The organism is Rhodococcus sp. JCM 9793 (assembly GCF_055380405.1).
Genome location: NZ_AP043718.1, coordinates 48,822 through 69,259, shown reverse-complemented (window position 1 = coordinate 69,259; position 20,438 = coordinate 48,822). Strand labels below are relative to the sequence as shown.

19 protein-coding genes and 4 pseudogenes are annotated in these 20,438 nt (G+C 63.4%); 7 read left to right on the top strand and 16 right to left on the bottom strand.

The features are described from left to right. Positions 1-53 precede the first annotated feature (53 nt). From ACZ46K_RS00345 to hcaB, 11 genes are all read right to left on the bottom strand, one after another. A complete protein-coding gene (locus ACZ46K_RS00345) occupies positions 54-389 on the bottom strand; it encodes a hypothetical protein (RefSeq protein WP_054805872.1) in 336 nt (111 codons plus the stop codon). 131 nt (positions 390-520) lie between these two features. Then, positions 521-1,378, bottom strand: a complete 858-nt coding sequence (locus ACZ46K_RS00340) for an alpha/beta fold hydrolase (RefSeq protein ID WP_019288897.1) — start codon at positions 1,376-1,378, stop codon at positions 521-523. A gap of 1 nt (position 1,379) precedes the next feature. Continuing rightward, complete coding sequence (locus ACZ46K_RS00335; RefSeq protein WP_054809985.1) at positions 1,380-2,648, bottom strand: NAD(P)/FAD-dependent oxidoreductase; 1,269 nt, start codon at positions 2,646-2,648, stop codon at positions 1,380-1,382. 87 nt (positions 2,649-2,735) lie between these two features. After that, the gene (locus ACZ46K_RS00330; protein ID WP_236603607.1) at positions 2,736-3,104 is read right to left on the bottom strand and encodes a non-heme iron oxygenase ferredoxin subunit; all 369 of its coding nucleotides are present in this window, start codon (positions 3,102-3,104) and stop codon (positions 2,736-2,738) included. Beyond that, complete coding sequence (locus tag ACZ46K_RS00325) at positions 3,101-3,490, bottom strand: SCP2 sterol-binding domain-containing protein (RefSeq protein WP_159928382.1); 390 nt, start codon at positions 3,488-3,490, stop codon at positions 3,101-3,103. The genes ACZ46K_RS00330 and ACZ46K_RS00325 overlap by 4 nt, the downstream gene beginning before the upstream one ends. A 40-nt stretch (positions 3,491-3,530) precedes the next feature. Further along, positions 3,531-3,824 (bottom strand): hypothetical protein, encoded by a 294-nt coding sequence (locus ACZ46K_RS00320; protein WP_054805876.1) that lies wholly within the window; start codon positions 3,822-3,824, stop codon positions 3,531-3,533. Next, complete coding sequence (locus ACZ46K_RS00315; protein WP_054713360.1) at positions 3,824-4,351, bottom strand: aromatic-ring-hydroxylating dioxygenase subunit beta; 528 nt, start codon at positions 4,349-4,351, stop codon at positions 3,824-3,826. Before ACZ46K_RS00315 ends, ACZ46K_RS00320 begins: the two co-directional genes overlap by 1 nt. A 43-nt stretch (positions 4,352-4,394) precedes the next feature. Next, positions 4,395-5,744, bottom strand: a complete 1,350-nt coding sequence (locus ACZ46K_RS00310; protein WP_019288891.1) for an aromatic ring-hydroxylating oxygenase subunit alpha — start codon at positions 5,742-5,744, stop codon at positions 4,395-4,397. Continuing rightward, positions 5,734-6,156 (bottom strand): SCP2 sterol-binding domain-containing protein, encoded by a 423-nt coding sequence (locus ACZ46K_RS00305; protein WP_464743224.1) that lies wholly within the window; start codon positions 6,154-6,156, stop codon positions 5,734-5,736. Before ACZ46K_RS00305 ends, ACZ46K_RS00310 begins: the two co-directional genes overlap by 11 nt. Before the next feature lie 51 nt (positions 6,157-6,207). Further along, positions 6,208-7,095 carry a VOC family protein gene (locus ACZ46K_RS00300; RefSeq protein WP_054805881.1) on the bottom strand — a complete coding sequence of 296 codons (888 nt, stop codon included), beginning with the start codon at positions 7,093-7,095 and terminating at the stop codon, positions 6,208-6,210. A 29-nt stretch (positions 7,096-7,124) separates the two neighbouring features. Then, positions 7,125-7,940: a 3-(cis-5,6-dihydroxycyclohexa-1,3-dien-1-yl)propanoate dehydrogenase gene (gene hcaB, locus ACZ46K_RS00295; RefSeq protein ID WP_019288888.1), complete on the bottom strand. Its 816-nt coding sequence runs from the start codon at positions 7,938-7,940 to the stop codon at positions 7,125-7,127. 594 nt (positions 7,941-8,534) lie between these two features. Here hcaB and ACZ46K_RS00290 point away from each other — a divergent pair. Next, positions 8,535-8,777, top strand: a pseudogene (locus ACZ46K_RS00290) (IS110 family RNA-guided transposase); the annotation flags it as partial. Positions 8,778-8,831: 54 nt separating this feature from the next. Here the strand turns inward: ACZ46K_RS00290 and ACZ46K_RS00285 are convergent. Further along, positions 8,832-9,311, bottom strand: a pseudogene (locus ACZ46K_RS00285) (transposase); the annotation flags it as partial. Between the two features lie 79 nt (positions 9,312-9,390). On the opposite strand from ACZ46K_RS00285, the gene ACZ46K_RS00280 reads away from it, so the two are divergent. Beyond that, positions 9,391-9,564, top strand: a complete 174-nt coding sequence (locus ACZ46K_RS00280; RefSeq protein WP_464743308.1) for a hypothetical protein — start codon at positions 9,391-9,393, stop codon at positions 9,562-9,564. A 71-nt stretch (positions 9,565-9,635) separates the two neighbouring features. Here the strand turns inward: ACZ46K_RS00280 and ACZ46K_RS00275 are convergent, their stop codons facing one another. Beyond that, positions 9,636-9,932 (bottom strand): putative quinol monooxygenase, encoded by a 297-nt coding sequence (locus ACZ46K_RS00275; protein WP_054805883.1) that lies wholly within the window; start codon positions 9,930-9,932, stop codon positions 9,636-9,638. Between the two features lie 359 nt (positions 9,933-10,291). Between ACZ46K_RS00275 and ACZ46K_RS00270 the strand changes: the two are divergent. Further along, positions 10,292-11,131 (top strand): annotated as a pseudogene (locus ACZ46K_RS00270) (glutathione-independent formaldehyde dehydrogenase); the annotation flags it as partial. A gap of 56 nt (positions 11,132-11,187) precedes the next feature. Here the strand turns inward: ACZ46K_RS00270 and ACZ46K_RS00265 are convergent. Next, positions 11,188-13,869 carry an excinuclease ABC subunit UvrA gene (locus ACZ46K_RS00265; RefSeq protein ID WP_464743221.1) on the bottom strand — a complete coding sequence of 894 codons (2,682 nt, stop codon included), beginning with the start codon at positions 13,867-13,869 and terminating at the stop codon, positions 11,188-11,190. A 202-nt stretch (positions 13,870-14,071) separates the two neighbouring features. Here ACZ46K_RS00265 and ACZ46K_RS00260 point away from each other — a divergent pair, with 202 nt between their 5' ends. The 3 genes from ACZ46K_RS00260 to ACZ46K_RS00250 all read left to right on the top strand — a co-directional run bounded on the left by ACZ46K_RS00260 (position 14,072) and on the right by ACZ46K_RS00250 (position 17,192). Next, on the top strand, positions 14,072-15,265 hold the full coding sequence (locus ACZ46K_RS00260) for an alcohol dehydrogenase catalytic domain-containing protein (RefSeq protein WP_003943355.1): 1,194 nt from the start codon (positions 14,072-14,074) through the stop codon (positions 15,263-15,265). A 210-nt stretch (positions 15,266-15,475) separates the two neighbouring features. Next, entirely contained in the window at positions 15,476-16,450 is a 975-nt protein-coding gene (locus tag ACZ46K_RS00255; protein WP_464743219.1) for a helix-turn-helix domain-containing protein, read from the top strand. Between the two features lie 184 nt (positions 16,451-16,634). After that, positions 16,635-17,192, top strand: a complete 558-nt coding sequence (locus ACZ46K_RS00250; protein WP_464743217.1) for an SRPBCC family protein — start codon at positions 16,635-16,637, stop codon at positions 17,190-17,192. Here the strand turns inward: ACZ46K_RS00250 and ACZ46K_RS00245 are convergent. Together ACZ46K_RS00245 and ACZ46K_RS00240 are read right to left on the bottom strand one after the other, a co-directional pair. Further along, positions 17,180-18,357, bottom strand: a protein-coding gene (locus tag ACZ46K_RS00245; protein WP_464743215.1) for an IS3 family transposase whose coding sequence is annotated in 2 segments (ribosomal slippage) — positions 17,180-18,070 and positions 18,073-18,357 — 1,176 coding nt in all. Because the reading frame shifts where the segments join, the coding sequence is not laid out codon by codon here. The two genes, ACZ46K_RS00250 and ACZ46K_RS00245, sit on opposite strands and share 13 nt — an antisense overlap. 46 nt (positions 18,358-18,403) lie before the next feature. Next, positions 18,404-18,967: pseudogene (locus tag ACZ46K_RS00240) on the bottom strand (IS6 family transposase); the annotation flags it as partial. A gap of 117 nt (positions 18,968-19,084) precedes the next feature. Between ACZ46K_RS00240 and ACZ46K_RS00235 the strand changes: the two are divergent. Further along, positions 19,085-20,368 carry an IS256 family transposase gene (locus ACZ46K_RS00235; protein ID WP_464743213.1) on the top strand — a complete coding sequence of 428 codons (1,284 nt, stop codon included), beginning with the start codon at positions 19,085-19,087 and terminating at the stop codon, positions 20,366-20,368. The last annotated feature ends 70 nt before the right edge of the window (positions 20,369-20,438 follow it).

Below are 20,438 nucleotides of genomic sequence, written 5' to 3'. Positions count from 1 at the left end.
CCGCCCAGGGCCGTGAGTTCCTGATCGACACGACGAGCAAGGGGTGGGGACTTTTATCTGGCCACCACCGGGGACCTCAACGTGGCCACCTGTGGGGACTTTTCCATGGCCACGGACACCCCGACGCCGCGCGAGGCGAGTGTTCCGTTTTCGGTCATGGTCATGGTGATCGTGGTCAGGTCAGGTAGCGATTGGCGCGGCTGGACGTCGCCGAGCACGTAAAGGCCGCACGAGGCGTTGTCGGCGATGGTGTCACCGAGTGTGATGTCCCAACCCGCTATTCGACTGTCGACGATCTCGAGTAGCATCCCGACGATGTTGGCGAGGCCATTCGCGTCCTCCCCGTCGTACAGAGTGACGCCGTACGTGGCGGTTTCAACAGTTGTCATGGGTAGTGCCTTTCAAAAGGCAGGGATTGACGATGTGTCATGCGGCCCCTGCGCGGGACTCGCCTGGAGAGGCGTCGCCGAGGGCGCGCCAACGCTATTCACCGTGAGTCGACCGGGCCGACGAACAGCTTTCACCTGGTGAAGAAGTCGATTGCCAGCCGGTTGAACTCGTCCCGGCGCTCTGCCTGCGCCCAGTGGCCGCATCGCGAGAACACGTGGAGATCCGCATTCGGCATGCGCTGCAGAGCAAACAGGCCGCCATCCATCGGAACCACACGGTCGTCACGACCCCAGACCAGCAGGGTTTCGTGCTGCACCTCGTGCAGATGCCGCCACAACTCGGCGTCGGGCGAGGACATGATCGACCTGACCGCGCGGAGCGCTCCGGCCCGAGCGTCCGGATCCATTGCTGCCTCGAGTCGCTCGGTGATCAGTTCGTCCGTAACCATGGCCGGGTCGAAGACCATCATGCGAATGAAAGCTGCCATGCGATCACGAGACGGTCCGGGCGCATCGTAGAAGGACGACAGGATCTTCAGTCCTTCGCTCGGGTGCGGCGTGACAACGTTCACGGAGACGCCGGCTGGCCCCATCAGGATCATGCGATCGATACAGTCGGGGCGGTCCAGTGCAAGCCGCACCGTCGTTCCACCACCCATGGAGTTGCCGACGAAGTGGGCCTTCTCCACGCCGAGGGAAGAGAGAAGGTCGGCAATGCACCGAGCGGCGAAAGTCCAATAGTCCCCATCGAATTCGGGCTTGTCCGCCAGCCCGTATCCTGGCTGATCCGGAACGACGACGTGGAATTGCTCGGCCAGCGCGGCCACGTTACCGCCGAAGTTGCTCCAGCCCGATGCCCCGGGGCCTCCCCCGTGGAGCAGAACGAGCGTCTCTCCGACACCCGCCTCGTGGAAGTGCAGTTTCGTTCCCTGGACCGCCACGGTCCGCGATGCCAGGTTCGTAGGCCCGATATGCGTATCGCCCATCATTTCATTCCCTTCTCTTCGAGGATGCGAAAACTTGCTCTTCGCGGACTCGCAACAGCGATTTCAAATCGGTGCCTTCGTCCGCGAGCGCAGCAGCGTCGACCGCGATGCGGCGACCGATCATGCGTTTGGCGACACCTATGTCGCGCGCGTTGTCCATGCTGAATGCCGCCACCACCCTCGACCGGCTCAGGTAGAAGATCGAGAATCGGCGGTCGTCCGGCACTCCCCGCACGACCACCTCATCCACGGCATACGGCACGCCCGCCATCTGCAGGTTCACCGAAAATTGGTCGGACCAGAACCACGGGACCTCCGAGAAGGCCTCGTTTGCGCCGAGGACGTTACGGGCGACCGCTACCGCGTGGTTCTGCGCGTTCTGCCAGTGTTCGGGGCGGATGTGGCGCCCCAGGGTGGGTTCGAACCTGTTCGCGACATCGCCGGCAGCGAAGACGAACGGGACGGTCGTACGCCCGTGCGCGTCGACCTGCACTCCGTTTCCGGTCGAGAGCCCGCTGTCTGCAGCGAGCTCGTCTGCCGGTACGGCGCCGATGCCCATCACGACGAGATCAGCATCCCACCGCCGCCCATCGGTCGCGGTGACAGTCACGCTGTCCTCGGACTCACACACGCTCGCGATATTCACCGACGTCACCAGGACGATCCCCTCACTTCGGTAGAAGCTCGACAGGATCTTCGAGGCAGCGCCACCCAAGGACCTCAGGAAAGGACCTTCAGCGGTCTCGAGAATGGTCACGGAGTGGCCGAGACCCACCGCGCCGGACGCAACCTCGGCCCCGATGAAGCCGCCCCCGACGACGACAACCGACTGCGCCGTGGCCAGCTGCGTACGCAACCGAGCCGCATCAGAAAGCGTGCGGAGCACGAGCACGCGGGACTGTGCGTCACTCCGAGACCCCTCGAATGTGCGTGCCGCAGCCCCGGTGGTCAGGATCAACTTGTCGAAGCGGTGAGAATGGCCCAGCACATCCTGCAGCCGTCGGCTCGACACGTCGACGCGGGCGATCTTTCGGCCGAGCCGCAGCTCCACATCGTGATCGTGGTACCAGCCCTCAGGATGGACCAGCAGGGTGGACATCTCCGGCTCGTCCACCAGGAGGGACTTCGACAGCGGCGGGCGGTGGTACGGGGCTGTCGGCTCGTCGCCGAACATCACGATCGAGCCCGCGAAACCGTTTCCGCGCAGCGTCTCCGCCGCCCGCGCACCAGCCAGACCCGCGCCGACGATCACGACGACCTCAGCTGCACTCATCACGCGACCACCTTGTACGGGGACGAGCCGGCCTGCGCGCCGCACCGACCCGATGCGACGTCATGGAGCGCGACATACCTATACCAATCATGTTGTGATGTACACGAATTCGCCGTCGGAACGGGTCTCGAAGCGGCGAAGCGGGAGTTGCGCCGGCAGGCACACCGGCAAACCCGATCGGATATCGAACTGACCACCGTGGAGCGGACACTCGATGACATGGCCGTCGAGAAACCCGTCGGCGAGCGAAGCGTCCTCATGCGTACAGGTGTCCTGCACGGCAAGAATCTCGCCCTCCACTTCGAAGATCGCGATCGGACCTGCCGCACTCGGGACCGAGACCCCGTCACCGCTGCGCAGCTGGGCCAGTCGACAGCGGGCGATCTCGGTCGAGTTCCCCGAGCCGTCCGCCAACGGTTGGTCCACGACAATCGGCCCCGCGGAGTGCCCGCTCACGCTTCCCAGTCCGTCGGCACATCGGCGAACTGATGCAGGGCCGCTTCCAATCCTGCGAAGTGCTTGAGCGCCGACGCGAGGCTGCCCTTGAACTTGATCGGCCCGGTCACAGCTCGCCGCACGCCCATCTCTTTCGCGGCGACTTTCCTCCAGGTCTCCGCTGGAGCTGCAAGATTGAACTTTGGGTCCTTGCCGGGAATCTGCGGTCCGGCGTAATCGATGAGCCCGTCGCCGTTGACGTGGATGTGAACGGGCGCCCGATCGCGATCCGACACGGACATCTGCACGATCATGTCGATGCCCTTCGTCCCTTCGATGGCCGTCGTGTTGCCCTTCCACACCTCGGCGTAGTGCTTGATCCAGTCCTCGTTCAGCAGGGCGTGCATGATTTCTCCTTCGTATCGACAAAATTCGCGAGCGGAATGCTTACGTTTGGAAGTGGTTTCGGAACTCGAGGCGCAGGGTCCGCCAGGCCTCCGGATCGCGCGCCGCGTCCGCTAGCAGGACCCAGAACTCTTGGCGCGCATGACAAAGTAGGTCCAGCGCCACCGGATCGAGGAACGTCTCTCGGTCCGACCGCAGCGACGTGACCCGCAGGCGTGACCCGTTGGCGGTGGAGTCCCGCACAACCCGCACACCGGCGTATTCGTTCTCGATGAGCAGATCCGGATCTCGGTACTTAGCCGGCGCGACACCACTGCCTCTCTGCCGAGCCGCCATCAGAACAGAACGCTGATGTTGTCGGAGGTGAACGTGTTGTGATCCAGGAGAATTTTGCGCTCCAGGATGTGCCAGGACGCGCCATCTCGCACCAAGATGTCCTCCCGCATCCCGACGAACGTGTGCTCGGTGGCCTCCAGGCGCGAGCGAAACGTCAGAAAGTTGGAGGTTGCGAACACCTGGCCCTCGACCTCGGACTCGGTCGCGGTCACATTCGTGATGAGGCGGCGAGTCCGCGACGGGGGGATCTCCGCCCAGGCGCTCTTGGCCGACAGGCTCGCGACGCGCAGCTCCAACGTTCCGTAGTCGTCGTCGAAGAGCGCGAGTTCACCCGGCTTCATGCGGTCGGGCTCCCCCTCGCGCGTCACCCGCACCGGCGCCCAGTAGGTGCTCTCGCTGGTGAACAGTCCGATCCACTCGTCGTATCGGCGTTCATCGAGAAGCCGTGCCTCGTGGTAGTAGAACTGCGCGACGTCGAGGGAAAGGATTGCGAGGCTTCCGGGGGGCGTTTCGTCAAGTAATGTCATTGCGATCACCAAATCTCGTTGTCAGAGGAGCTTGGACGGGCCATCAGATGCGAGTCGGGGGAATCTTTGAGATCGACTCGGGCGACGCCGCCTGCATGTACGTCTTCCAGAGCTCGTAGAACCGGCGCTGATTGATCTCCGAATAGATGCCGCCCGCGATACCCGGAACGTCGTCGTCCCCGACGACCTCCGCCGCGGTTCTGTCGGAGCCGAGGCCCAGCATCATGTTGCTGTCCAGCTGCCGACCGATGAACCCGCGCATGCCGTTCTGGCACTCCCGCCAGTTCTCGCCGTCGTCCTGCTCCAGCAACCCGGCCGGGCCGAAGGTGAGCTCGTACTGTTTCCGGACCGCATCTTTGACGTCTTCGGGCAGGCTCTTGTCGAGTACGCACCACTGATGGATCAACGTCCGGTCGGGGCCCTGCGGGTGGTGTACCCGCATCAGGCGGAACTGCTCGAGGTCCAGCCACGCGAAGGTCGGGAACAGGGCACCGTGGCCGAGCGGGATGAGCCGCGCAAGCTCCGCGCCCTTCTCTTCGGCGATTCGCTTGCGCTGCTCCGCCAGGAACTCGGTCTGGATGTTGGGCAACGTCCAGTAGGAGTGCAGGGGTTCCTCTCCGCCGACGTCTTCCGAGACCGGCCTGGTGAATGCATGGCCGATGAAGCCCATTCCCGCCGAGATCTGATAGCCCTGGTCGGGCACCGCCTGCATGAGTCCGAGCTCGGCCGGGCGTGCGTGCGAGTGTTCGACGTGGTACATGTCGGCGGCGAAGTTCTCGGCGGCGATCTTCCAGTTCGTGTCGACGGTCCAGCGGTGTGCGCCGGGGACCACCTCCACACCGGCGGGGTCTCGCGCGAAGAGCAAGTCGAAGTATGTCTTCAATTCGCCGAGCCACTCGTCCAGCGACGGGCCCTCCGGCGCCCAGTTGCCGAAGAGGAACCCCCGGTACTCCTCGACCCGGGTGACCTCGCGAAGACCCCACTCTTTCTTGTCGAGGACACCGGCGTAGCCCAGCCGGAACTTCGGAACGCCCTCGAGCTCACCGGCGCTGGAGTAGGTCCACGCGTGGTAGGGGCACTTGAAGAAGCTCGTGTTTCCTTCGTCGGAACGACAGACCCGCATACCGCGGTGTCGGCAGGAGTTCAGCAGTGCCCGCACGCGTCCGTCGTGACCGCGGGAGACGATAACGGAATCTTCACCCATGTACGTGGTGATAAAGTCGCCCGGTTCGGCGACCTGGCTCACGTGCCCGAGAAACAGCCAGGTATTGGCGAAGAGGCGCTCGAGCTCGAGCTCGTAGACATCTCGGTCCACGAAGATCGAGCGGTTGATCAGGCCCTTGTCGTACTGAACCGCGTCGATGAGGTCGTTGATGCGCGAATCAACTGTCATGGCGGAGAGTCCTTTCGACGGATTTGTTGGTCAAATACGTGATGTCGATGTCTTTTTCAACGCTTGACAGGAGATCGAGCGCTTTCCCGAGCGACATCATCTTTTCCATGTCCCCGCTCACCTGCATACGCCCGGTCATCGCGGCCGCCTGACCGTTGAGCGCACCTCGCGACATCGTCACATTCGTGGAATAGTCAAGTGCCGCTTTGATGTCCGCAGATTCCGTCGGAGCACCGAGACGGCCGGCGAACGAGTCACCGGAGAACGCCATGTGGTACACGTCGGCGGCCGGACTATCCGCGACCGTGAGCTCGAAGATGGCATGCTGCCCGGCGGCTTCCTTCTTGAAGGCTTCATGTTTGTTTGCGGCGACGGTCAATGCGATCGCCCAGTCATCGGTAAGAAACTGCACTGGCAAGATAACTCCTCATGTTGTGAGCCATTAGCGCATCAGGGTGTTGAGTCAGGGTGCTACTGCCTCGAAGGCGCCAGGGGGCGTTTTAGCGATCATCTTGTGTCCCCAGATACTCGTCCGGTCGTACTGCGACACAGACCAATTGGCACCGACAGGAATTGCACCCCACCCGTATTCGATGTCGAAGCCGGAGGGCGACCGAACGTAGAACGAAACCATCTGATCGTTCACGTGGCGACCGAGCATCATCGAGATGGGGATGGAACGCTCCATACACAGGTCGTAGGCCAAGCCGACGTCATCGATGTCGGCCACCTCGAGCATCAAGTGGTGCAGCCCGCGCACACCGGGAATCTGAGTAAGCGCCACGCTGTGGTGGCGCGGGTTGCAGTGGTAGAAGACGAGGTCGATGAACGTGGAGATCTCGTCGCTCTTCTTGAATCCGAAGCCATCGGTGTAGAACCCGTGCGCCGCTTTGAGATCCGGCACAGCGAGCACTACGTGACCCATGCCTTGCTCGCCAGTGACGAATTCGGAAATCGCGCGACCGGGCCGAAAGGACTTCGGTTCCACCTTCTGACCCGAGACGAGCTCGTGCCTGATCCCACTCGGGTCCTCGGCCACCACCATGGACAAGACTTGTCGTTCCCAGCACTCCTCCTCGGTGCCCCAGCGGCTCGTGACGCCGCTGCGCTGCAGGACCTCGAAGCAGGTACCCAGCGAATCCTCGTCGCCTGCATCCCAGCCGAGGTAGAGCAATGCGTTGCGCTCGCCCCGGTGGATCGCGAGCCGATGGTGCCGGTCGTCCATCCTGAGCTGCAGGACATCTTCGTTCTCGCTGAGGCGAGCCTCGAGCCCCAGCACCTCCGGGCCGAAGCTCTCCCACTCGGCCAGCGCAGGCGAGGTGACTCCCATATACGCCAATGACTTGACCATCTACCGCATTCCTTCCTTGGTTGTTTCCATCAGAGATCCGCCCCTCCCGCTGCCTGCACCAACCCGCGGACCTGCATTCCGCCGTCGCTATTGATAACCACGCCGCTGATCGCCGCTGCGTTCTCCGGCGACGCCAGCAAGACATACGAGCCGGTGTGGTCCGCGGGCTGCTGGACGATCCCGAGCGGGTTCGTCGCTCGGACGAGATCCGGGAAGTTCGCCGCATCGCGAAGGGAAGTCTCGGCCTGACCCAGAGCGCTCGCGCCACGAAGATCGGTCAACGTCCCGCCGGGAGCGACACCGTTCACCCGGACGCGGGGAGCCAGCTCGTAAGCCAACTGACGGATCAGGCCGACGGCGGCATGCTTCGAAGCCGTGTAAACAGATCCACCACCGGCCGGCAGAAAAGCCCCATTGGACAGCGTGAAGACGATCGACGGGGAGGAACTCTCCAGCAGCGCCGGAAGAGATGCCTTTACGCCCAGCAGATAGCCTTTGACGTTGACCGAGAAGATCTCGTCGAACGAGCCCGACAGAGTTGCACCCGGAGTGGTCGCCACCGGGGCGAAATAGTCAAAGATTCCAGCGTTCCCGACGAATGTGTTGAGCCCGCCGTGAGCCGCTACCGTCGCCGCCACCGCTCGCTCATTGTCTTCGAACGAGGAGACGTCGCCTTCGGTCACCACGACGTCCGGCAAGTCTTTCCGCAATGCCGCGATGTTCTCTGCGGAAGCATCAAGGACAGCGACACGTGCTCCTTCCGCCAGAAAACGCTCGACGACGGCGCGGCCGATCCCGGACGCGCCACCTGTGACGAGCGCACTACGTCCATCGAGCCATCCCATGAATCTCTCCCTCTGGTGAGATGTTGTCGTCCCGGCCGCACCGGGATCGCTGTCGTTGATTCGGACCCCTCGCGTTTCAGCGTTCGCCGCCGGAGTGGGCCACGTCTCAATCGTGTTGTGCCGTGGTTCGCCGCACATCTCCCTAATGGGAGGGTCCACATCTTCCGATTGAGAGGAATTGACGGCGGACACCATCCGTTTCGGAGGATCGCCGCCCGCCCCCTGAGATGTGCTGGCGATACCGGTAGAGCCGATTAGCTGGGCCGACCGGTGCAAAACAACGCTGTGGGTGAGCCGCTGGTAATGGACCCACCTCGAATGCACCAGAACCTGCCACCGGTCGCGGTTTCTGAGATGAGCCCCCAGTTCCGTTCCGGGACGCCTCGCAGGCGTGAAAATGGGATCGGGTCGCCTGCCGACGCCGACGTCTTCTTGGCTATTGAGCCCGTTGATGAGCCTGGCGCCGGGGCCCGACCTGGAAGGGTCACGCACTGTTGCTTCGAGCACGCCGGTCAGAATTTCGGTTCCCTTGACCGAGGCCCTCAGGCGCCCCGCCCTGTTGGAGAGTGCGGATGCGGATGGAGGACAAGGGAAGTGAAGCCGAAACCGGAAGAGATCCCCGACGCCGATCACGAGCTGGTGATCGAACGGGTGTGCGCGATCGATGTGGCCAAGGCGTCGGGCAAGCTGTGTATCCGGGCGCCGCAGCCGAGTAATAGTGGTCGGCGGGTCAGCCGCGTGTGGGACGTGGACGCCACCACCGGCGCGGTGAGTGAGCTGGCCGATCTGCTGGGCGAGGGGATCGAGAAGGTCACCGTGGAATCGACTTCGGACTACTGACGGATCTGGTTCTACCTGCTCGAGGCTGCCGGGTTGATGCTCCTATAGATGTCAAGCGGCCTGAGCGAGCCCTGTGCCGGTGTTCGCGGTGGTGTCCCGCGGGCAGAGGACACTGTAGATTTCGCGGGCAATGTAGCGCTTGAGGCATCGGACGACCTCGGCTTTGGTCTTGCCCTCGGCGAGTCGACGAGTCATGTAGGCCCGGGTCGGTTCGTGCCAGCGCAGGCGGACCACGGCGACTCGATGCAAGGCTGCGTTGGCCTGCCGGTCGCCGCCCCGGTTGAGCCGGTGACGGTTGGTCTTGCCCGAGGACGCAGGGATCGGGTTCGACCCGCAGAGGGCGGCGAATGCCGCCTCGCTGCGCAAGCGGTCGGGGTTGTCCCCTGCGGTCATGAGGAACCGGGCGGCGCTGTCCGGGCCGATCCCGAACACCTCGAGGAGTTGAGGTGCGGCGATGGCGGCAAGTGTGCGGATCTGTTCCTCGAGTTCGCTGATCTCGACGCGAAGCTCGAGGTTGCGTCGCGCTAAGGCAGTGGAGGGACAGCCTTGAGAGAAGTGGCGTTAAGCGAATCCAGAGCAATCCTTGCCGGGTAGGTGATTGCATGGCGTTGTGATCGATGAGGGCGGCTACGGCCGGTTCGGTGCGTATTCGCGAGTGGAGTTGGAACGGTTCTTCCACCTGGACGACGAGGACCGTCGGCTTGTCGCGGCGCGGCGTCGCCGGAACCCGATCGAGCAGGTCCTGGAACAGACCCGCGGGCAGGGTGCCAGACAAAGGTTGTGAGTGCGTCGGCTATCAGGCGCACGACCCGCAGGGGCACGACGGCTGATCTTGTCAGAGTGACTACACCGGATTCAGAGTTTGTCGGCGAGGACGTCGAGGTTGCTGATCTCGGGGGGTGAGGCGAACAGTTCGTCGGCACGCTCGCCGAGTGCCTTGCCGACTGGTCCGCCGAGATGTGTCTTGCGGGCCGCCTCGTCCGGGAAGGCGTCGATGATGCCGTATGAGGACGGACCGAACCGGACGGCGAACCAGGGTTTGGTGCCGGGTTCCTGCTCGACCAGCGGCAGCGCCGAGAGTAGGAATTCTTCGACGGCGTCTTCCTTGCCGGGCTTGGCTTCGAGCCGTACCAGCAGCGCCTTGGTGGCCATAGGGCGATCTCCTCTTCGATGTCGTGGGTAGCGGACCAGCATCACACCAACGGGTGGTCGGGACAGGGTACCCGGCCATCCCGATTCGAAACAACTCCTTCTACGTCTTCCCCTCGCGGAGTCGAAGGAGAAGACTCCAAGGTGGACGGAACACCTCGGCAGGTAACCGTTATTCGTCGTGCGCGCAGCGAAACACGTTGGCACGTCGGCAGTTTCGTGGGATTGCCTGCTGTATCACGTCCTCGAGACGGCTACCGCCCACCTGATGCGCCTTGTTCGGCGACCGGCGCCGACATTCACCGCTGTGTGCCACAAGGTGGATCATTAACCGAAATCGTTGCATATCAAGGAGAGTCGACATGAAGGCGCTTGTGTACGACGGGCCACGCGAGGTCGTGGTGAAGGATGTTCCGGATGCGAGGATCGAGCAGCCGACCGATGTGTTGGTGAAGATCACCTCCACCAACATCTGCGGATCCGACCTGCACATGTACGAGGGTCGCACCGATCTCGAGACGGGGATGGTGCTCGGTCACGAGAACATGGGGATCGTCGCCGAGGTCGGTGATGCGGTGGTGAAGGTGTCGCCAGGGGATCGGGTGTGTTTACCGTTCAACATCGGCTGCGGGTTCTGCCGCAACTGCGAGGAAGGGTTGACCGCGTTCTGCCAGACGGTGCATCCGGACCCGAAGATGGCCGGCGCGGCGTACGGGTTCGCGGGGATGGGCCCGTTCTGGGGTGGGCAGGCGGAGTATCTGCGGGTGCCGTTCGGCGACTTCAATTGCCTGCGGTTGCCCGAGGATGCGCAGGACAAGGAACTCGACTATGTGATGCTCTCGGACATCTTCCCGACCGGCTGGCACTGCACCCGCCTCGCGGACATGCAGCCCGGCGACTCGATGGTGGTGTACGGGGCCGGACCGGTCGGGTTGATGGCGGCGTATTCGGCGATGCTCCAGGGCGCGAGCAAGGTGATGATCGTCGACCGGCATCCGGACCGGCTCAAGCTCGCCGAGGAGATCGGCGTCATTCCGATCGACGATTCGAAGGGCGACCCGATCGAGCAGGTCCTGGAACAGACCCGCGGGCAGGGTGCCGACAAGGGTTGTGAGTGCGTCGGCTATCAGGCGCACGACCCGCAGGGGCACGAGGACTCGGCGATGACGATGAACGAAGCAGACCAGCACATTACACTAACTTGAGCCTCAAGCCGACTGAACCGTACACGATTTCAGTTAACGTGACAGTGCCCAGGTCAGTGTTGTGTGGTGCCGGCGCCTGTGTTTTCCAGCGCCGCTCGTAGATAGGGGGCAGTCGCACTGTCGGCAGTGGCAGCTACCTGCTCGGGGGAACCGGTGGCGACGATACGTCCGCCGTCGGCGCCCGCTCCCGGTCCGAGGTCGATGACGTGGTCGGCCTGGGCGACGACGCGCATGTCGAGTTCGACCATGACGACGGTGTTGTCGGCGTCGACGAGCCCCTGCGCGTGAGCGAGCAGTCTGTCGCTGTCGGACGGGTGGAGCCCAGCAGTGGGCTCGTCGAGGATGTAGAGCGTGTCGCCGCGTTGAGCACGCTGGAGTTCGGATGCCAGCTTGACACGCTGAGCTTCGCCGCCGGACAGCTCGGTGGCGGGTTGTCCGAGTCGCAGGTAACCCAACCCGACCTCGCGTAGGACGGTGAGCGAGCGAAGAACGTCGTTCTCACTGGTGAAGAAGGCGTGGGCTTCGTCGATGCTCATCGCGAGAACGTCGGCGATGTTGCGGTCCCGCCAGGTGATTTCGAGTGTGCTCTGCGTGTAACGAGTGCCATTGCAGTCCGGGCACGGACTGTAGACGCTGGGCAGGAAAAGCAGCTCGATCATCACGAAGCCTTCACCTTCGCAGGTCGGACAGCGGCCACCGGCGACATTGAAGGAGAACCGCCCCGGTTTGTAGTTCCGTTTCTTGGCCGCAGGTGTTGCGGCGAACAGCTTGCGGATGTGGTCGAACATGCCGGTGTAGGTTGCAACATTGGATCGGGGTGTGCGCCCGATAGGGCGCTGATCGATGGCGACCACCCGACGGAGCCCTCCCAAGGTGCCCTCGATGCGGCCGCGGACCGCGCCCTGATCTCCGGTGAGCAGCAGATCGGTGTCGTCGCGCGGTTCGACGTTGGCATCGGGCGCGGCGGGCCGGCCCAGTTCAGCGTTGATCAACGCTGGTAGAGCCTGGCTGACGAGGCTCGATTTCCCCGAACCGGAGACTCCGGTGACGGCGGTCAAGACCCCGAGAGGGAAAGACACGGTGAGGTCGCGGAGACTGTTGCGCTCGACGCCTTCGACGCGAAGCCACCCGCGGGGGGTACGCCGCTGGCGGCGCACCTGCTCCGACGTGTCGAAGAGATAGCGTGCGGTGACCGAGTCCGGTACGTCGGCCAGCCCGGCGGGTGTTCCACTGTAGAGCACGCGTCCACCGTTCTCGCCGGCACCGGGACCGATATCGACCAGCCAGTCCGCTTCTCGGATGACGGGTAGGGAGTGCTCGACGACGAGGACGCTGTTTCCTCGCTCACGAAGTCCGTGCAGAATTCTCAGCAGCGCCGTCAAGTCGCCGGGGTGCAGTCCCGCCGAAGGTTCGTCGAGGATGTAGGCGACGCCGAACAGCTTCGAGGACAGCTGCGTCGCCAGGCGCAGTCGTTGCAGCTCTCCGCCGGAGAGTGTGGGCGTCGTCCGGTCCAGTGACAGATATCCCAGCCCGAGGTCGATAATGGGTTGGATTCTTTCGAGGAGGTCGTCGAGCAGGCGCCGCGCCGCCACCTGTTTTTCCGCTGACACGTTCGGGGTGCGTCGCACGTCGGGAGCGGCGGTGTGCGCCGATCCTCCCGATGCGACACGTCGTCGCGTGGCCTCGGCTCGTCGGGTTTCGTCGAGAGCTTCTCCTGCCGCCTCGGGTAGCCAGTCGCTGGACACAACAGTGCGCGCGATCTCTGCCAGTCGTGCCAGGGGCAAGGACGCGAACTCGGCGATATCCAGGCCCTCGAAGGTGACCGAGAGCGACTCCGCCTTGACCCGCTTGCCCTGGCACATCGGGCATACCTCGCTGGTGACGAACTCAGAGACCCGCTTCTTGACGATCGAGCTCTTGGTGTTCGCGAAGGTATCGAGCACGAACCGCCGGGCGCCGACGAAATTGCCCTCGTAACTGGGTTCGGTTCCGGCTTTGATCGCTCGCCGAGTCTGTGCCGGGGTAAATCCCGAGTACACAGGAACGGTGGGGCGGTCCTCGGTGAACAGGATCCAGTCGCGATGTTTCTTCGGCAGCTTCTTCCACGGAGAGTCGACGTCGTATCCCAGTGACACCAGGATGTCGCGAAGGTTGCCACCCGGCCAGCCCGGCGGCCACGAAGCGATCGCGCGCTCCCGGATGCTGAGTGTGGGATCGGGGACCATCTTGTCGACATCGACCTCGTAGACGCGCCCGATGCCATGGCAGGTCGGACATGCGCCCTGCACGGTGTTCGGCGAGAAGTCCTCCGCGTAGAGCATCGGTTGGTCATTTGGGTAAGACCCGGCACGGGAATAGAGCATCCGCACGAGACTGCCCAATGTCGTCACGCTGGCGACATTCGATCGAGCATTACCGATGCCTCGGTGCTGCTGCAGTGCAACCGCCGGTGGCAGTCCCTCGACGACGTCGACATCGGGTACACCGACCTGGTCGATCAGCCGACGGGCATACGGTGCCACCGACTCCAGATAGCGCCGCTGCGATTCCGCGAACAGTGTCCCGAACGCCAGCGAGGATTTCCCCGAGCCGGACACACCGGTGAACACCACCAGACGGTCTCGAGGAACATCGAGATCGACGTCGGCGAGATTGTTCTGCCGAGCTCCCCGCACCACGACACCCTGCCGCCAGCGATCATCGGCCTCGGCGAGATGTTCGGAACGGTTTGTCATGCCGGTGACCATAACGAAGGAAGGGAGCCTTGCGGCAGACCCCACAGCACTCCTGGCACACATCGTCACTCAGTTGACACGCAAGGTCACTGACACGTATCGCCACGTGCGCATACGTTCGAAAGGTCCCCCGGTGGCCACGCCACCACAACCGGGTCCCGAATCGCAGCGTGCAGGGATCCCCCAGGTTAGGAGCGACAGCATGGCAGACAGCAACCGCGCAGTGGTGTTCGAGAGCCCCGGCACCATGAAGGTCGAGAAACTCGACTTCCCCAAGCTGGAGATGCCGAACGGACGAAAAGCGCCCCACGGCGTCATCCTGAAAATCGTCGCTACCAACATTTGCGGCAGCGACCTGCACATTTACCGAGGGTCCTTCCCCGTCCCCCAGGGTATGGTCATGGGCCACGAGATGACCGGAGAGATCATCGAGGTCGGCTCCGACGTGGAGTTCCTCAAAGAAGGCGATCTCGTCTCGGTCCCCTTCAACGTCGCCTGTGGACGATGCCGCAACTGTAAAGCTCGCCGCACAGATGTCTGTGAAACCGTCAATCCTGCAGTCTCCTGCGGCGCATACGGTTTCAATCTCGGCGACTGGGTGGGCGGACAAGCCGAATACCTGTTCGTCCCGTACGCGGACTTCCAACTCCTCCGTTTCCCGGACAAGGACCAGGCCATGGACAAGATCCTCGATCTTGCCCTGCTCTCGGACATCCTTCCCACCGCCTTTCACGGACTCATCGAGGCAGGGGCCAAACCAGGTTCAACGGTGTACATCGCCGGCGCCGGGCCGGTCGGACGCTGCGGCGCAGCAGCAGCACGCCTTCTCGGCGCATCCTGCATCATCGTCGGCGACTACTATCAGGACCGACTCGACCTGGTCAAGAACAACGGCTGCGAGACCATCGACCTGAGCCAGGACATCCCCTTGCCCGACCAGATCGAGGCCATCCTCGGTGAGCGCGAAGTCGATTGTGGCGTCGACTATGTCGGCTCCGAAGCACACGGCATCGGCTCGGAGTCCAATCAGCCTCAGCCGGCAGGTGCCATCAACGACGTCCTCGAAGCCACCCGTGCCGGCGGCGCCACCGGCGTCATCGGCGTCTACGGCCCCGACCCTCTGGCACCGACAAAGGCCGAACAGGAAGGCATCTTCCCGCTCGAATTCGGCAAGGCCTGGATCAAGTCACCGCGCCTGTCCGCGGGGCAGGCACCGATCATGCATTACAACCGCGAGTTGATGATGTCGATCCTGTGGGACCGCATGCCGTATCTGAGCGCAATGCTCAACACCAAGGTCATCGGCCTCGACGAAGCACCCGCCGCCTACGAGACCTTCGATCAGGGGTCATCGAGCAAGTTCATCATCGACCCACACGGAATGATTCCAGCCTGAGCACGATCCAGCACGGAAAGCTCACGGTCTGAGCACAATACAGCACGGAATGCTCACGGCCTGAGCGTTTTGCAGCACGCGTAGATTTCCGGCCCTGTGATCGCCCCCCGACTGGCGGACACAGGGCCGGCTCGCTCTCTCCCCGACCCGCAGGACTTTCCCGCGCGGCTCAGTAAACTCAGTGGTATCCGTAAGGCAGGTGATCCGGCCATGGCTGATGCAGACGAGCCCTCATTGCCACACTTCGAAACGTTGTCGACCTCGCGGGCGCCGGACGACGGTGTCATCGACTACTGGCGAGAGGCCCGGCGCCATGCCTACGTCGACGTCAGCACCGACCCCGCCGACCCCGACTTCTACGGCGATGTCCGTCTCGGCCGATACACGAACTTCACTCTGTCCACGAAACGAGCCACCGCCGAGCAGACACACCGCAATCGCAGCCGAATCGCCCAAGGGCGGGAACAGGACGAGTATCTGTTCGCCATATTCCAGACGCGCGGAAGTTGCATCATCGAACAGGCCGGACACACTGCAGTAGTCCCGCCAGGATCCATGGTCATCTACGACAGTTCCCTGCCCTTCGCTTTCCGCGCCGATGCACCCTACGAACAGGTCATCGTCAAGGTGCCCGCCGATCGAGCCTTCGCGCTCGCCGGCATCGACCGGACCACAGACATCCTGGCCACGACCATGAGCTGTGCAGGAGCGATGTCCGCCGTCGCAGCCTTTTTCACCCAACTGGCCCAACACCAAGACAGCGATCCCCACGGCGCCGCACAGCTCGAGACTCACGCCTCTTCACTGGCCACATCACTACTGAGTCTCGTCACACCGGTTCGCTCTGCCGCCGAAATACCCGCCTTCCTACGACGAGATCAGGTTCTGGCCTACATCCATGCCCACCTTGCAGACCCCGACCTCGACGCCGAACGCATCGCCACCGCGATGCGACTCTCCCGCCGCAGCCTCTACCGCCTGTTCCAGGGAACCGACCACACAGTCATGGGATATCTCCGCGCAGCGCGCATCCAGTCCGCCCAGCACCTACTACGAAAATACCCTTCCCGGCCCGTCTCCCTCATCGCTCGACAAACAGGATTCTCCGACCCCCGCACCTTCTACCGAGCGTTCCGCGACACCACCGGCATGACACCCAACGAACACCGAGAACGCCTCGATTGACAACGCACTGCACATATCCGCTCTACAGCTCAACGAGGCCGCCGGACGGGTCAACAACGACCGGCTCGGGCGAATCATGGCCCGCATACGACATGTGGCCAGAAACCTGACCCCAATTGCGAGTCTGAAAACGAAACGCTTCGAACCTCATCATCTGAACACGGACCGTCCCGACCTGCACTTCATGTCCGGAGTACGGGAAATTCGACAAACCGACGATGTGCACACACAAACCGACGATGTGCACACACAGTGGATCCTCGAAATAGCCGGACAAACACGAGAATTCGACGCCACCATCACCGAACAGCACCCGGACGAACGCATCGCGTGGAAATCGGACAGTCCCGCCTGGCGAACACGGTCACACCACTTTCACCAAGTCGGGTGCGATGTACGGCTGAAAATGCTCGTTCAGATCGCCGCCGAAACCCACAACGCGCAGGCGGCGTGGACCGCGCTCATCGACTCCGATGGCGAGAACCGCGACGGTGCATGGGCCGGCGAGGTCACCGACCTGGTACCACTCGATGCCTGGCCCACCGGGACTCGTGTGGTGCTGTGTAAGGAACGCCCGGACCCGGGGCCCCGTGCGGTTCGCGGTTCGCTGAAACTACCTGCGCCACACGGCACACGGCACACAAAGTTCGTATCCGCAGAAACACCCTTGCAGACAACAGACCCGAACGATTCCGATGGGACTGCTGCACGATCAGGTGACAGATTCGGTCACGCAGCCTGAGCGGCTGGTGTGGTCATGATGGTCTCGTATTCGACTGGGGTCAATTTGCCGAGCCTGGCTTGGCGTCGGCGGCGGTGGTAGGTCCGTTCGATCCAGGTGACGATCGCGATCCGGAGCTCGTCGCGAGTGGACCACGGCTGGCGGTCGAGGACGTTCTTCTGCAGCAGTGCGAAGAACGATTCCATGGCGGCGTTGTCGCCGCAGGCACCGACCCGGCCCATCGATCCGACCATCGCGTTCCGGCCGAGAGCCTGGACGAATTTCCTGGACCGGAATTGCGATCCGCGGTCGCTGTGAACCACACAGCCAGCCACCAGATCCCCTGCCGCGGCCCGGCGGGCGACGGCAGAATTGAGGGCGTCGACCGCGAGACGGGCCTTCATTCTCGAATCGATCGAGTAGCCGACGATACGGCTCGAGTGCACGTCCTTGATCGCACACAGGTAGAGCTTGCCCTCACCGGTGTGATGCTCGGTGATATCTTTGAGCCACAAGCGATTTCGCTCATCGGCGGTGAAGTTTCGGGCGACGAGATCATCGTGGACCGGCGGGCCGGAACGGACGTGCTTGGTGCCGCGCTTCTTCCCGAACGAGCTCCACCACTTGTTGTCGGAACAGATCCGCCACCCGGTACGCTGCGCCATCGCCTGGCCGGCGTCCCCAGCCTCGTCGACGAGGAACCGGTACCCGAACTCCGGGTCGTCGCGGTGGGCGTCGAACAAGGCGTTGGCCCGATACGCCTCGTCGAGCTCGGCAGCGGCCACCGGAGCGGCCAGCCACTGATAGTAGGGCTGACGAGCGATCTTCAATACCCGGCACGTCACCGCGACGGGGATCCCGTCAGCGGCCAGCTCACGAACGAGCGGGTACATCATTTTCCCGGCAGGTTCGCCTGCGACAGATACGCCGCCGCCCGACGCAGGACTTCATTCTCCTGCTCGAGCAGCCGGATCCGCTTCCGCGCTTCACGTAATTCGGCATTCTCGCTGGCAGTGGTTCCGGGCGTGATGCCGTCTTCGACGTCGGCGGACTTCATCCAGTTCGTCAGGCACGATTCGCTGATCCCGAAGTCGGCGGCGATCTGCTTGAGTTGCTGCCCGGGCTCGCGGTTACGAGCGACGCGGACGACGTCGTCACGGAACTCTTTGGGATACGGCTTCGGCACGGGGTACATCCTTCCAGCAGTGCCTCCCGGCACCACAGATCAGATGTCACCTATCCGTGCAGCAGTCCCTTATTGCGGTCACCTCGCTCCAAACCCGGAATCGGTCGGCCATCTCTTCGCGCCATTGGGTCGCCGATAACAGGTGTCGGCGAGGCCGGAAATGCGGTGAGATTCCGCTGAACGCAGCCAGGAATCGCTGCGCGTGCCGGACCGATGTGAAGCGTTTCATCGCACGCTCGCGTTGCCGGGTCGGTTGATGCGAGTTCTCGGCGCGGTTGTTCAGGTATTTCGATCGACGGTGCTCGACCGACGGCATCGTCTCGCGGTGCGCCACCTGGTAGCTGGTCAGCTTGTCGGTCACGATCACCCGCGGTACGTACCGCAGGCCCTTGAGTAGCTTGCGGAAGAACCGTGTGGCCGCCTTCGCGTTCCGGCGGGACTGGACCAGTATGTCGAGGACGTTGCCGTCTTGATCGACCGCCCGCCACAGATAGTGCTGCGTGCCGTTGATGCGGATGAACACTTCATCGAGATACCATTTGTCGCCGGGCCGAGGCCGGCGGCGCAGTAACTCGTTCGCGTAGGCCTGCCCGAATTTGTGACACCAGCGGGGACGGAGAGGTTGTCCCGGGTCTCGTAGAAGTTGAAGTGGCGGTCCCTCGCTCGATTCCTGCCGTGTGGTAGGTATCGGGCGTCTGCCAAGACACACCAACAGCAAGGGACCGCCATGAAGAAGAGTAGCCAGAATCAGTCCGTGAACGCGACACCACCCGCCATCCCGGAACAGGTGAGCGTAGCGATGGCCGAGATCGTCGAGAACATGCAGGAGGGCTTGCTGTCCTTGGCCGTGGGCGCCGGCCTGCAGGTCATGCAGGCAATGATGGACGCCGACGTCACCACGCTGGCCGGACCGAAAGGGCGTCATGATGCGCAGCGCACCGCGGTCCGTCACGGACGTGAGCGGGGTTCGGTGACGCTCGGAGGGCGCCGGGTCCCGGTGACCCGCCCACGCGTACGGGCCACCGACGGCTCCGGCGAGCTGCCGGTCCCGTCGTACGAACTGTTCACCTCGACGGAGATCCTCGGCAAGATGGCGATGGAGAAGATGCTCGCCGGCCTGTCGACCCGCCGATACCCGATCGGCCTCGAACCAGTAGGGCACGAGGTAGACGAAACATCCTCTGCAACAAGCAAATCTGCCGTGTCACGCAAGTTCGTGGCGATGACCGAAACTGCACTGGACGAGCTGCTCTCCGCGGACCTGTCCGGTCTGGACCTGGTGGCGATCATGATCGACGGAGTGCACTTCGCCGACACCTGCTGCGTCGTGGCCTTGGGCATCGACTCCGACGGCACCAAGTACCCGTTGGCCGTGGTCGACGGCGGCACGGAGAACACCACCACGGTCACCGCCCTGCTCGTCGGGTTGCGCGAACGCGGCCTGGACGTCACCCGTCCGGTGCTCGTGGGGATCGACGGATCGAGCGCACTGCGCAAGGCGGTGGCCGAGGTGTTCGACCACCCGATCGTCCAGCGGTGTCAGCTGCACAAGATTCGCAACGTGAAAGACCGCCTGCCGCAGAAACTTCGAACCACCGTGGGAAGCAAGATGACGCAGGCCTACCACTCGGACTCGGTGCTCGAGGCCGAAGCGATGCTCGAAAATCTGGCGTCCGAGCTCGAACGCACTCATCCTGGGGCCGCGGCCAGTCTGCGCGAGGGCCTGTCCGAGACGCTGACGGTGCTGCGTCTGGGTGTGCCACCAACGCTGGCGCGGACTCTGCGGTCGACGAATGCAATCGAATCGATGATCTCGGTGTGCCGGGATCACTCCCGCAACGTCAAGCGGTGGCGAGACTCTCAGATGGCGTTGCGCTGGTGTGCAGCCGGAATGGCCGAGGCCGGGAAGAAGTTCCGACGTGTCAACGGGCACCTACACCTGCCGGCGCTGCGTGCCGCGCTCGACCGGGAGGCGATGGTCGTGCACACTGATCGGGTGAGCGTCGCCTGATTCTCACAGGGGCCACTGCCGAAGTTCCACGGACTTCGGGACATCCTCGGTGTCCATCGGGTACTGGGGC